The organism is Joostella sp. (assembly GCF_048266025.1).
GTDB classification, from domain to species: Bacteria; Bacteroidota; Bacteroidia; order Flavobacteriales; family Flavobacteriaceae; genus Galbibacter; species Galbibacter atrarenae.
In genome coordinates this window covers 224,567-238,654 of the sequence record NZ_JBLXAF010000006.1, presented here as the reverse complement: position 1 = coordinate 238,654, position 14,088 = coordinate 224,567, and the positions used below count along the sequence as shown (strand labels likewise).

11 protein-coding genes are annotated in these 14,088 nt (G+C 33.7%); 7 read left to right on the top strand and 4 right to left on the bottom strand.

Annotated elements, in window-relative coordinates:
• Both ACN0TY_RS12120 and proS read right to left on the bottom strand, forming a co-directional pair.
• Nucleotides 1-2,804, bottom strand: a 2,804-nt coding sequence (locus tag ACN0TY_RS12120; protein WP_417444716.1) for a hypothetical protein, incomplete at its 3' end; no start/stop codon positions are given.
• A gap of 663 nt (nt 2,805-3,467) precedes the next feature.
• Complete coding sequence (proS, locus tag ACN0TY_RS12115; RefSeq protein WP_417444715.1) at nt 3,468-4,943, bottom strand: proline--tRNA ligase; 1,476 nt, start codon at nt 4,941-4,943, stop codon at nt 3,468-3,470.
• A 109-nt stretch (nt 4,944-5,052) separates the two neighbouring features.
• Between proS and ACN0TY_RS12110 the strand changes: the two genes are divergently transcribed.
• Nucleotides 5,053-6,240, top strand: a complete 1,188-nt coding sequence (locus ACN0TY_RS12110) for a hypothetical protein (protein ID WP_417444714.1) — start codon at nt 5,053-5,055, stop codon at nt 6,238-6,240.
• A gap of 105 nt (nt 6,241-6,345) precedes the next feature.
• Complete coding sequence (locus ACN0TY_RS12105; RefSeq protein WP_417444713.1) at nt 6,346-7,878, top strand: OmpP1/FadL family transporter; 1,533 nt, start codon at nt 6,346-6,348, stop codon at nt 7,876-7,878.
• A 116-nt stretch (nt 7,879-7,994) separates the two neighbouring features.
• Here ACN0TY_RS12105 and ACN0TY_RS12100 read toward each other — a convergent pair whose 3' ends face one another.
• Together ACN0TY_RS12100 and ACN0TY_RS12095 are read right to left on the bottom strand one after the other, a co-directional pair.
• Nucleotides 7,995-8,915, bottom strand: coding sequence for a bestrophin family protein (locus tag ACN0TY_RS12100; RefSeq protein WP_417444712.1), 921 nt, complete (start codon nt 8,913-8,915; stop codon nt 7,995-7,997).
• Between the two features lie 49 nt (nt 8,916-8,964).
• A complete protein-coding gene (locus ACN0TY_RS12095; RefSeq protein ID WP_417444711.1) occupies nt 8,965-9,399 on the bottom strand; it encodes an SRPBCC family protein in 435 nt (144 codons plus the stop codon).
• Nucleotides 9,400-9,914: 515 nt separating this feature from the next.
• Between ACN0TY_RS12095 and folE the strand changes: the two genes are divergently transcribed.
• The 5 genes from folE to ACN0TY_RS12070 all read left to right on the top strand — a co-directional run bounded on the left by folE (nt 9,915) and on the right by ACN0TY_RS12070 (nt 14,029).
• On the top strand, nt 9,915-10,595 hold the full coding sequence (folE, locus tag ACN0TY_RS12090; protein ID WP_417444710.1) for a GTP cyclohydrolase I FolE: 681 nt from the start codon (nt 9,915-9,917) through the stop codon (nt 10,593-10,595).
• 132 nt (nt 10,596-10,727) lie between these two features.
• Nucleotides 10,728-12,212, top strand: coding sequence for a cysteine--tRNA ligase (gene cysS, locus ACN0TY_RS12085; RefSeq protein ID WP_236959901.1), 1,485 nt, complete (start codon nt 10,728-10,730; stop codon nt 12,210-12,212).
• 155 nt (nt 12,213-12,367) lie between these two features.
• On the top strand, nt 12,368-12,592 hold the full coding sequence (gene yidD / locus ACN0TY_RS12080; RefSeq protein ID WP_236959902.1) for a membrane protein insertion efficiency factor YidD: 225 nt from the start codon (nt 12,368-12,370) through the stop codon (nt 12,590-12,592).
• A 115-nt stretch (nt 12,593-12,707) separates the two neighbouring features.
• Entirely contained in the window at nt 12,708-13,538 is an 831-nt protein-coding gene (gene lgt / locus ACN0TY_RS12075) for a prolipoprotein diacylglyceryl transferase (RefSeq protein WP_236959903.1), read from the top strand.
• Complete coding sequence (locus ACN0TY_RS12070; RefSeq protein WP_417444709.1) at nt 13,535-14,029, top strand: DUF192 domain-containing protein; 495 nt, start codon at nt 13,535-13,537, stop codon at nt 14,027-14,029. The genes lgt and ACN0TY_RS12070 overlap by 4 nt, the downstream gene beginning before the upstream one ends.
• The last annotated feature ends 59 nt before the right edge of the window (nt 14,030-14,088 follow it).

Genomic DNA, 14,088 nt, shown 5'->3' with positions numbered 1-14,088 from the left:
TCAAATGGAATGTTTGTTATCATATTATTAGCTGTATCTAACGTTCCTACGTTAATACTAATAGTTCCATTACTGATGTATGATACGCTATAGGTTGCACCATCACAACTTAATGCCCCAACCGTTAGTAAAGGCTGTACACAGTCTATCAAAGTTATCGTAACTGTTGTAGTATCTTCTCCACTACACCCTCCTTCAACGGTATATAAAAAAGTATACGTACCAGCTTCTAGAGAAGATATATCCCATAAATTAGAACCATCAGTTAACCCTCCGCTTATTGTGCTTGTTGTTTCCTCCCAATAACCAAATTCATCATAAGAATCTGTTAAGTAATCAAATAAATTCAGAACATCGCCTACGCTTGACTTAACCACACTTAGAGTCTGTCCTGTTCCAGCTTCTGGATTAGTTGTATTTTCTGCAGTTACATTATATGTTATTATTATTTCTGAACATGTATTTCCACTTCCATCATATGTTAATTTCGCTTGATAAAGTCCAATATCATCAACCGAAGAGAAATCATCAATAGGCAAGGTGCTAGAAGTTCCCAAAACAGTAGAACCTCCATCTTTTGTCCATTCATATTCCATATAATCTAAATCAGGAGCAAATAAAAAGCCATCTTCTCCTTCACATAAATTAACAGCTCTAATTCGTGGATTTTTTGTTCTATTAGCATTAATAGAAACACTTTCTGTACCACAATCATCTGTTAATTCAAAAACATAATTTCCCTGTTCTAAGTCGATAAAAGCTCCTGATGTACCATTATCATCTTCAAAATCAACTCCATCTTTAGAAATAATCTTATAATTTATATCTCCAACTCCTTCAGCCTCAATAAAAACACTTAGATTACCATTAATACATTCATTAACATAATAATCAGTTACAACAACCGATCCGCTTCCATTAAATTCAAATTCCTCAAGAACCTCCATAGGTTCTGTACAAGCTTCAGCAACACCCGCATTCGTTAAAACACTAGGAGGACCTGCTAAATAAGTAACAACTCTATAAGATCCATCTCCATAATCTAAATTTTGCTCATTAATAGTGCCACTATTACTATATGATAAATTTAAGGTAAGCTCATTTTCCCATTCTTCTGTTGACTCATTATATTTCTGCAGATACACATAAAAAGAAGTAGATGTATTTACACGGCTATAAGTACCATCTATACCAAACGTACCACAATACTTAGTGACAGTTACGTCACTCTCATAAGCTGCATCATTATTAATTGTAAATTCATGAGTAAGTATTTGATTATCACAACTTTCTACAACTGCCTCCACTACATAATCTCCAGGAGGGGCATCATATATATAGTGCAAAGTTTGAAATTGAACAGTTGTCTCATAGGGCAACGTAAAAGGAAAATCATCTGGCGCTTCTATTACTGTAAAAACAGCATCTTCATTACTAACATATAATGTAACATATGCTGTTTCTGTATCACAATAAAATCTGAAATTGCTTCCTATCTCTAATTCATCACTTGTTACATTCTCTATCTCTTGGTGCGTAATCCCGCAGTCATCAATAAAATCAAACGCATAAGCTCCATCTGCAACATATTCACTACTACTCCCAATAGAACCACTATCAAACTCATTCGCAGCGGTAATTGTCATACTATATGTCCCATCCCCATTATCTGTATAACCAGCTGCTATAGCTTGATTAACATCAAAATCATCTGGAAAACTAGAAAGCGTAACTACTATTGGATAGGTGAGGTCTCGTGAAAATCTAAAATCTATATATTCATGCCCACAAACTGAAGAAGTACCTCTAATATTAGTAGATGGATTTATATCTAACGTATCCGTAAATGTATCAGTAACCTCTTTCCCACAAGCATCCGTAATTGTAGTTACAACAACAGTATTTTCATCTTGAAAAACAGAATAATAAACATTTCCAAATTCAACTAAGTCAGTTGCTTGACCAGCAACCCCTTCCTCTATAAGCACAAAAGTCTCTGTAGTATTATCTGGGTAGGTTATAACAGACGTTGACGTAACTGGATAAACTAATATATCACTATCAGCACTAATCCCTGGTCTATATGCTTCCTGATTACACTCTAAACTACTAGAAATGACAATCGGATCATATTCATAAGTTTTACTTAAGGAAGAAACTATATAAGTTTCATTTTTTGTAGCTCCACAATTACTCACTACTTGCACAGTATATGTACCTGGCTCTACATTATCGAACTCGTTACTTGATTGTGGACCAGCAATTAAAGCTCCGTCTTGATATAAAGAATATTCCACTATAGTTCCCGAAACCGTACTTACTGTAAAAGTATAATAATCATCCCCATCTAAAGTAGAAGGACATGTATATTTATTAGTAACAGAAAAATCTAATGCTTCACTAACATTAGATTCAATTTCAAAATTCACTTCCTTTTGAAGTTGTTCACTACTTGAATTGACTTTTTGTATCTCTGCATAATATTCCGCAGCAGCAAGATCTGCTACCATCGTAATATTACCTGAGATTCCATCTTCATTTAAGACTGTAACAGGCGTCGTTACATCTGGAAGTCTATATATAGAAACTTGGAAATCGACATTCGCTTCTCCATTTACAATAATAAAAGACACCTGCCCATCAGTATTACATTCAGCTGGTTCAGTTTCAGTTGTAACTGTAAAATCGTCTATAACAACTTCAGAATATAATTTTTCTCCATCTCTATTACTTGAAAAAGCATTAAATGGGATAAAAGCAGTTATAAAAGTAAAAACAAATAACAATAAGTATTTATTCATCATACATGTTTATTTAAAAGAAATAATCAGTTTTTAATACGACAAGAACCTATCAATCAAAAAATTGATAAAGTTATCTGAGGGATAATAGGAAGAGGGAATTAATTATTAAAAACACAAAATACACATTATCAAGTGTTTACAATAGGTGCAAATTTATAGCATATTAATTCTCTATCCATATTTAATGCCTTTGATTTTCTTTTATCTGATTACATGAATATTAATGTATTGTTATCTTCTTTTAATTATCTCAGGGTATAAAACCAACATTTATCAAGTAAATATGCCTTTGATCGATACAATTACTTCGTTAAAAAAATAATTTTCCTCCTGAAGGAAATTCTACCCCTATGAGACACTGAAATATTGATTAAGAAATATCCCTAGATATAACAGACATACATAGTTAATATGTCATCATAAATAAATGCTCAAAAAGACTAATGAAGGAGTCAAGTTTTGTATAAAATAAAAAAACCAAAACAATGATCAGAATATAACATGATCATTGTTTTGGTTAATAATATTAAATAGTAAAGATTATAACAGTTGCACAAAATATTCAACAACTATTATAAATAGTAATCTACACCATATAGTATATAAGGCTAAGGCTCTTTTAGGAGCTACTCACAAGAATTAGAATATTCCTAAAAAACACTATTAATAGGCTTTAGCAAATAAAACTCGCTGCTTGGATGGTTTCCCAGAATATACACAAACACCATCCTCTTCTTTTGAGTCTAAAGGAATACAACGAATGGTTGCTTTTGTAAGTTCTTTTATTTTATCTTCGGTTTCTGTCGTTCCATCCCAATGTGCCGATAAAAATCCACCTTTAGTTTCTAAAAGTTCCTTAAACTCTTCGAAAGTATTTACTTCTGTAATATGACTATTTCTATAATCTAAAGCCTTATTAAAAATTGTTTCTTGGATTTCTTCAAGTAAAACTTCAATTCTTTCGACCACATCATCGGTAGCAACTACCTCTTTAGAAAGTGTATCTCTACGAGCTAACTCAAAAGTGTTATTTTCCATATCACGCATTCCAATTGCTAAACGCAACGGAACACCCTTCAACTCATATTCATTAAACTTCCAACCTGGCTTATAAGTATCTCTATTATCAAACTTTACAGAAATCCCTTTAGATCTTAATTCTTTAACTAAAGGATTTACACGTTCCGTAATTGCATCTAACTGTTCTTGTCCTTTATGTATAGGAACAATTACAACTTGAATTGGTGCTAATTTTGGAGGCAATACCAATCCGTTATCATCGCTATGCATCATTATTAAAGCCCCCATTAATCTTGTAGACACTCCCCAAGAAGTTGCCCAAACTAGCTCTTGCTTACCTTCACGTGTTGTATATTTTACATCAAATGCTTTTGCAAAATTCTGACCCAAGAAATGAGAAGTTCCAGCTTGCAGTGCTTTTCCATCTTGCATCAAAGCCTCAATACAATATGTTTCTACAGCACCAGCAAAACGCTCACTATCTGTTTTCACTCCTTTTACTACAGGAACACCCATAAAAGTCTCTGCGAATTCTGCATACACATGCATCATTTGCTCTGCTTCTTGAATTGCTTCCTCTTTTGTTTCGTGTGCCGTATGCCCTTCTTGCCATAAAAATTCCGCAGTTCTTAAAAACATACGTGTTCTTAATTCCCAACGTACAACATTTGCCCACTGGTTAACAAGAATAGGTAAATCTCTATATGATTGAATCCACTTTCTATAGGTATCCCAAATAATCGTTTCTGAAGTAGGGCGCACAATAAGTTCTTCTTCTAATTTTGCATCTGGATCTACAATAACTCCACTTCCATCTTCAGCGTTTTTTAATCTGTAATGAGTTACGACTGCACATTCTTTTGCAAAACCGTCAACATGAGCTGCTTCCTTACTTAAATATGACTTCGGAATAAATAAAGGAAAATATGCATTCTCATGTCCTGTTTCTTTGAACATCTTATCTAATTGTGCTTGCATTTTTTCCCAAATAGCATACCCATAAGGTTTGATTACCATACAACCTCTTACCGCTGAATTTTCAGCTAAGTCAGCTTTAGCAACCAGTTCGTTATACCATTTAGAATAATCTTCGCTTCTCTTTGTTAAATTCTTACCCATTGTATGTAGTTTGGCACAAAACTTGCACCTTAGTTAAATGTAATCTATAAATATATAGTTCGACAAAACTAACTATTTTTGTTATGTTCAACAATAAATTTTTACAATCATGAAAACACTATACATTCCTAGAAAATTAAAAGCTATTTCTACTATATTTATTGTTGGAATTCTCGCTGGATCATGTGGATCATATGATCAGGCTTCTTATTATGATAATGATGGAATATATGAAAAAGATATTGCTTATTATGACGATACTAAAAATTCCAATGATAAAAAACAAGAACAACAGGCTACCGCTAATGTTGCAATAACCGATTACGAAGGTTATTTTGATAGCCGAGCTCAAATGTTAGGTCAAGCATTAGATTATCAGGAGCAAAATGAAATATTTACTGATGTAAACGAATACTCTAGCACTGATGTAGATAGCACCGATGTAACTCAAGATTACGTTTTAGATTATAACGAAGGGAATCCTGGATGGGGAGAAAACCCAGAAAGAACTATCGTTAATGTTTACAACAACGACTTTGGATATGGTGGTTATTATGGAGGCTACTACGGTGGATACTATAACCCATATTGGGGACCATACATTTTTGGTGGCTATGGCTATGGAGGAGGATACTTTGGTGCCTGGGGCTGGGGCTTAAGCTGGGGCTACGGTGGTGGCTATTACGGTCGTCCTTGGTATGGCGGAGGCTATTACGGTCCATGGGGTGGCGGATATTACCGTCCTTTCCCATATGCTGGGAATCATCGATATGCCTATACAAACTCAAGAAGAGGATACTACGGTAGAAATACAGCTGCTATAGCTAGACATAACGCTACTGAAAGAAGAAGTAATACTACTGCAAGAACATCTAGAGGTTATTCTAGATCTACTTCAGCAAGAACAGGGAATTCATCAAGAAGCACAACTTCTCGTAGTGGTTACTCTAATAGCTCTAGAGTTGGCGTAGATAGAAATAGAAGTGGCTACAGCAGAACAGCTGGATATTCTAGAACATCTAGTTCTGCTTCTAGAAATACCTCTACAAGAGAAGGTTATTCTAGATCTTCTTCATCTACAAGAAGTTCTAACACATACTCAAGACCAACGTCTTCTAGTAGAAGTTCAAGCACACGTTCAAGAACATCTTCTTCTAGTAGAAGCAACAACTCTTTCTCTAGATCAAGCAGCGGTTCAAGATCTTACTCAGGAGGATCTAGAAGTAGCGGCGCATCTAGAAGTAGCGGTGGATCAAGAAGTAGTGGTGGATCAAGAAGTAGCGGTGGAAGAAGATAATAAAACTTATATTTTAAAAAGGCTTACTCCAAAAAAGTAGGCCTTTTTTAAGATTTACAACTTTAAAAATTATATAATTTCTGAAAAAACTTAGTAAGTAATCAAATGAGAAATCTATTTTTATTTCTAGTAACATTTATATTCGCTACAAATGTTTTTGCTCAAAACCGAAACGATGTAGCTCTTTACGGAAGCGACAAACTAAACGGAACTGCTAGATACCAAGGAATGAGCGGAGCTTTTGGAGCTCTTGGAGGAGACATGTCTTCCCTTAATATCAACCCCGCAGGTTCTGCTGTATTTACAAGCACAGTATTTACCATCTCGCTTGCCAACTACCATATAAATAATGAAACTAATTATTTTAATGGCAGAAGTGAAACTGATTTTTCACAATTAAAGCTGAATCAAATTGGAGGGGCTTTGGTGTTTAACAATGGAAACTCTTCTTCTCCTTGGAAAAAATTTACCATGGCTTTTAATTACGAACTCAGTAATAATTTTGAAAACGAATTCTTAGCTACTGGAGATGGAAATACTTCTATAGCTCAGTATTTCTTAAACAATGCTACTGGATACAGAGTTGGAAACTTAGAACCTATTGACAATGAAAACATTACTCAAGCCTACATCAATATAGGCCGCGATTTAGGATACGATGCACAACAAGGCTTTCTAGGATATCAAAATTATGTAATCGATCCTGCTACTTCCGAAAATCCTGATGAAACTAGCTATGTTTCCAATGCAAAATATGCAAGTAGAATTGGTCAAGAACAATTGGTTATTACCTCTGGATACGACAGTAAATACACTTTAAACTTCGCTTCTCAATATACCGATAATGTATATCTAGGTTTCGGATTGAATTTCCATAGCCTTGAACGTAGAAGAATATCTCAGTTTGATGAATTTGGTTATGATAGTGATTCTAAACTTCAATATGTTCAATTTGATAACGATTTATACACGTATGGAAATGGATTCTCATTTAATATTGGAGGGATTGCAAAACTAAGTAATATGGTTCGTGTTGGAGCTAGTTACCAATCCCCTACATGGTATGGAATGACGGACGAATTGTTTCAAAGTATAAATGCAGACTACCTAGCAAATCCAGGTGACGCGAACGCTTCATATGCAGAAAACACTCCTAACACAACTATTATATTCCCAAATTACGATATTTATATCCCAGGGAAATATACTGGAAGTATGGCTGTTATTTTTGGGCCTTTTGGGTTATTAAGTTTAGATTATTCTTATCAAGATATGTCTAACGCAAAGCTCAAACCAACTACAGATCCTGTTTTTGCTGAAGAAAACCAAGCTATCGAAAATGAATTTCAAGCAGTTTCTACCGTTAGAGTTGGAGGAGAATTTAGAGTGAAGAGATTCAGCTTCAGAGGAGGTTATCGCTTTGAAGGCAGCCCTTATGAAGACGAGTTCACTTCAAGTGACTTAAATGGATATTCTCTGGGGCTTGGGTACTCTTTTGGAGCTACAAAACTAGACTTAGGATTTAGTCAAGCGTTCCGTGATTATAACATTTCCTTGTACGACACAGGACTCACATCTACAGCAGCTATCGATAATAAGAATACAAACGTAAGCTTCTCTGTTACCTTTAACTTATAGTAAAAACCATAATCATTAAGAAAAATATTCTTTATGGTTACTCACAAAAAAAAGCTCGAAAAGATTTCATCTTTTCGAGCTTTTTTTTCACTTATTACTCATCATTACATATATTTTTACATAATATACTCCCCATTAACAACCTCTTCCGGAGGCGGTATTTTACTTTCTCCAAGCATTTCTAATAAATTGATTTCTATAGCTCTTGTTATTTGATTCAAAGAAATTCCCGAAGGAATCGCTTCGAAAGGATTTAAAAGAGCCATCCCAATTTTATGGGTAGTTAGAAACACATAACCTACAAGAATTCCTACTAATATAGACCAAGCGCCCATCCCATCTACTGCAGACCATGTTATACTTACAATAAATATCCAGATAAATACACGAGTATAGAAGTTATAAGTGGTAGGAAATACGGTATTTTTAATTCTTTCTGACATTCCCATTTCATCGCAAAAACCAACTATCATTTTATTTAACTCCAAAAACTTAAAACCATCTATATTCCCTTTATTATAATGCATTTCTAAGTCCTTAGATTGTAAGTTCAAAATTGCATTAGGAATATTAGACTCCTTCTCTACTGCCTTCCATTCTTCCTCGCAGAGGTAATTACGATACTCACGAGAAATAGTTCCTCTTAAACTTTCTTTAAGCGCATATACAAATGCAATATGTCGATAAATCATTCTAACTTTATCTTTCTTTATGCTTTCAGTAGTAACATCTCCTTTCATATAAAAGAAAACCTGTCTTCCAAAAGATCTAGAATCATTTACCAAAGCACCCCATATTTTTCTTGCTTCCCACCAACGATCATAAGCCTGATTATTATTAAAACCAATAAAAAAGGCTAAGGCTGTACCTAAAATAGTAGGTATCTTACTTGAAATAACTACTGAATCAAAAACATGGAGAGACTCTACATATCTATAAAGTGTATAAGCAGCAAGACAGGCTATTATTTCTATTAAAAAATGACGCCAAGTACCGCTTAAAATACTGTAAATATTAACTTTTTTGGAAACTAACATAAGGTTGGTAAATCTAATTTTAGATTAAATATACCTATTTAAAAGAAATTTAATACAGTTTACTTTTTAAAAATTCTGGCAAGCTCTTCATTATAATAGCATCCCAACCTGCGTCAAAACTACTACTCTCAAAATTAAGCCCTAAGGAAGAAAAATTCTCTATTCCACTATGTTTCAATCGTACATGCGTTATTCTATCTACAGAAGTTAATTGCCAACTCACAACAGATATTGCTTTGGAATATTCTGGATAACTCCAAGTATACCGGATTCTTTCCCCAGGAACAACTTCTAAAATTCTACATACATGTTTAAAATTTTTTCCGTTGGGTTCGTAAAAATAAAACTTATTCCCTTCTACTAATTTAAAATCTTGAATATTAAAATACCATTTTTTCATTTCTTCAGGATCTGTAATAGCATCCCAAAGTGTTGTTATAGCTGCATTAAATGCTATGTCTTTGACAATTGTTTGATCTTTCATTTTTTATCAATCTATTTAAAATTTAAAAGAATCAGTTTAGGGATCATCAACTCTAAAATAGCAATATATTATTCAGAAAAACAAAGTGAGATTTCTATAAAACCGCTACTTTTTATACATCAGAAATTAAATTCCTCACGATAGTGAACGAGCAAACCTATCTTATTATTGTAAAAATTAATCATAGAAATAAATCTTATTGCTGATAAAAAATTACTTCCAAATGAATATAAGCTGAAAGACAACAAATAACAGATGAATAATAGAAAAATTGAAAGGTTTTAGAGAGAAAAGCTACTAATAAAAAAGTACACTAAATACTCGAAAACACCATTTAATAAACGAAGAAAGTTAATTATTCAATAAAAAGTTTGCAACTTAGCACTATATTAATGTTAATAGGCTATAAATACGTATCTTTGCTGTCAATTTTTTTTATTGGCAACCATTTTTTACAACACCTATTAAAAATTTATTTATAAGAGTTAGTTGCAATAAAGTAATATTTTAGAGGGATGAAAATAGATAAAGCATTAGAAGATCACTTTGAAGAATTAGGTAATGACCATGCATCATCAGCGGCGGAAACTCCAATGAGAAAAGATGCTTTTGAAATATCTGATGACCAGAAAATAGAACAAATAGAATCACAAGTTTACAATATTTTAGAAACGTTAGGATTAGACTTAACAGATGATAGTTTACGCGGTACACCACGAAGAGTTGCTAAAATGTTTGTGAAAGAGATTTTCTCTGGACTTAATCCAGATAAAACACCTAAAGCTTCTACTTTTTCTAATAAGTATAAGTACGGAGAAATGCTTGTAGAAAAAAACATCACTGTTTATTCTACTTGCGAGCATCACTTACTTCCAATTGTTGGGAGAGCTCATATTGCATATATCTCTAACGGAAGTGTTGTTGGTCTTTCTAAAATGAATAGAATTGTAGATTACTACGCTAAACGTCCACAAGTTCAAGAAAGACTTACTATGCAAGTAGTACAAGAACTACAAAGAGCGCTAGGAACTAAAGATGTTGCCTGCGTAATTGATGCTAAACACCTTTGCGTAAATTCTCGTGGAATTAGAGACATAGAAAGTAGTACAGTAACTTCAGAATTTGGAGGTAAATTTAAAGAACCATCAGTAAAAAGAGAGTTTTTAGATTACATAAAGTTAGATACTGATTTTTAAGAATAAATTCTTCTAATCTAACTACAAATCTGCATATACAAATGTGCGAATACAACATTTTCGGACCGTTGAATATGCAGATAAAAAACTAACCTTTTTTAAGATATTCTCAAAAAAATCATTAAAACAACAATGCAACTATATCAAACCAACGAATTAAAAATTTATAATTCGATTACAGGAGAAAAAGAAGTATTTAAACCAATTACAGAGGGCTATGTTGGAATGTATGTTTGTGGACCTACCGTTTACAGTAATGTACACCTCGGTAATGTAAGAACTTTTATGTCTTTTGACCTTGTTTTTAGATACCTTAAGCACCTTGGATATAAAATACGCTACGTAAGAAATATCACTGATGCTGGGCACCTAGAGAATGATGCAGATGTTGGAGAAGATAGAATTGCAAAAAAGGCGAGGTTAGAACAAATTGAACCTATGGAAGTCGTGCAACGTTATACGGTAGATTTCCATAACACCCTTAATAAATTTAATAACCTCCCTCCTAGCATCGAGCCGACTGCTACTGGGCATATTATTGAACAAATTGAGGTAATTAATGAAATTATAGATAATGGCTTTGCTTATGTAGTGAATGGTTCTGTATATTTTGATGTTTTAAAATTTAATGAAACAAATGAATATGGGAAACTGAGCAAACGTAAAGTTGAAGACCTAATTCACAATACAAGAGAAACTGCTGGACAGTCTGAAAAGAAAAATCCACAAGATTTTGCACTTTGGAAAAAAGCAGAACCACAACACATTATGCGTTGGCCTTCTCCTTGGAGTGATGGTTTCCCTGGTTGGCATTTAGAATGTACTACAATGAGCACCAAATATTTGGGAGAACATTTTGATATTCATGGAGGCGGAATGGATTTAAAATTTCCTCACCACGAATGTGAAATAGCTCAAGCGGAAGCCTCTAAAGGAAAAAGTCCTGTTAATTATTGGATGCATGCCAATTTACTTACACTAAACGGGAAGAAAATGGCTAAATCTACTGGTAATAATATTTTACCAAATGAAATATTTACAGGTAATAACGATATTTTAGACAAAGCTTTTACGCCATCAGTAACCCGATTTTTCATGCTACAGGCTAATTACCGTAGTATTTTAGACTTTAGCAACGAGGCTCTTTTAGCTTCTGAAAAAGGATTTAATAGATTGATGGATGCCATACGCGCATTAGAAAGTTTACCAACTGCAAACACATCTACTTTTGATGTTAGCGCTTGGAAAAATAGCTGTTATAGTGCTATGAATGACGATTTTAATAGTCCGATTTTAATAGCAAACCTATTTGAAGCTGTAAAGCAGGTGAACTTAATTAAAGAAGAAAAGGCTTCTATTACCAAAGAAGACTTAGCTACGATCAAAGAAACCATGCATGCGTTTGTTTTTGATGTTCTAGGACTGCAAGACGAGAGAAATGCTCAAGACAATTCTTCAGATAAGTTAACTGGAACTGTAGAGCTATTAATTCAGTTACGTGCAGAAGCAAGAGCTAATAAAGACTTTGCCACATCAGATAAAATCAGAGATCAATTGGCTGCTTTGGGAGTTGAATTAAAAGATGGTAAAGACGGAACAACTTTTAGTCTAAACTAATTCTTAGGCTTTAGGCTTTAGGCTTTAGGCTTTAGGCTTTAGGCTTTAAAAATAAAATTTGTAGTCTAGCATTCAAAACATTGTAAACTTTAATATTTTAAGCTGATTCAATACATCTTATTAACTTTCAAACTTTTATACTTTAAAAAAACAAATTGCTAAAAAAAATACTCATAGCTCCTTTTATTTTTTTAGTTCGCTTTTATCAAGCGGCAATATCGCCATTTACTCCTGCTACTTGTCGATATTCGCCAACATGCTCTCAATATACGCTAGAAGCACTAAAAAAACACGGTCTTTTTAAAGGCGGCTGGCTTTCTGCTAAAAGGATTCTTAGTTGCGGCCCATGGGGAAGCTCTGGTTACGACCCAGTACCGTAACAAAAGAATTGAAACTGCTCTGCTATTTTCCTTTAACAAAACTTTGCGTTTATTCCTAAAATTTATCTTTACCATAAAACATCAATTAGTTATATTTACCTCAAAATAAACGAGAATGCACTTTTTAAGTATCACTTGGGATCCTAACGGGGTTCTTTTAGACCTTGGTTTTTTCCAATTACGCTATTATAGTTTAATGTTTGTTATTGCTTTTACATTAGGATGGTTCTTAATGCAAAAGATATACAAAAACGAAAACCAGTCGGAAGAAGCGCTAGATTCTCTGTTTATTTATATGGTTCTTTCTGTACTTATTGGCGCTCGATTAGGGCATTTTATTTTCTATGAGCCAAGTATGTTTTTAGAAGATCCACTTAGCATTATCTTACCATTCCAATTTAGTCCAACATTTGAGTTTACTGGTTTCCGAGGGCTTGCTAGTCACGGTGCAGCTATTGGTGTTATCATCGCTATGTATTTATACAGCAAAAAAGTGATAAAAAAACCAATGCTATGGATTCTAGACAGAATAACGATTCCTGTAGCTATTGGAGGCGTTTTTGTGCGATTAGGGAACTTCTTTAATTCAGAAATCGTAGGGAAGCCAACAGGAACTGATTACGGTGTAATTTTTAAGCAATTAGGAGAATCTTTTCCAAGGCACCCAGCCCAATTATATGAAGCTTTTGGATACGTATTCGTATTTATTATTTTGTTTTTCACGTATTGGAAAACCGATAAGAAAGACAAGTTAGGATATATGTTTGGAATGTGGTTGGTATTAACTTGGACAGTTCGCTTCATTGCAGAATTCTATAAAAAATCTCAAGGTGGATTCGAATCGGTTCTTGGCGTATTCTCCACAGGTCAATGGCTTAGTATTCCTTTTGTTCTTCTTGGGTTTTACCTTATGTTTTTCTTTAAACCGTCAAAAAAAGTATCATGATCAACTTTTTAATTCGCCTTTTATTAGCTTTTGTTTTTTTGTGCTTATCGTTAGTTAGTTGCAACACAAATTCTTCTCAAAAAGAAATAAAAACAGAAGAGGTTTCTTTCACTAAAGAAGGAGAATTATCTATTTATAAAGGGGATACGCTTATAAAAGACGGAATTGATATTGAGATTGCAGACAACGAATATGAGCGTCAAACGGGACTTATGTATCGCTCTTCCATGGAAGAAAAACAGGGAATGCTTTTTATATTTAAAAACGAAGAACCACGTAGTTTCTACATGAAAAACACTGAAATTTCTTTAGATATTATCTATATAAATAGTGATTTAAAGATTGTTAGCATGGTAAAAAATGCACATCCAATGAACGAATCATCACTTCCGTCTAAACTTCCTGCTCAATATGTATTAGAACTCAACGGAGGTACGGCAGATAGCTGGAAACTTACTGAAGGAGACCGCATAAGCTTTCAAAAAATATAATAAAACTATTATCAGCTTAAGCCTACCGAAGGTTTTGCATAAATCCTTCGATAAGCTCA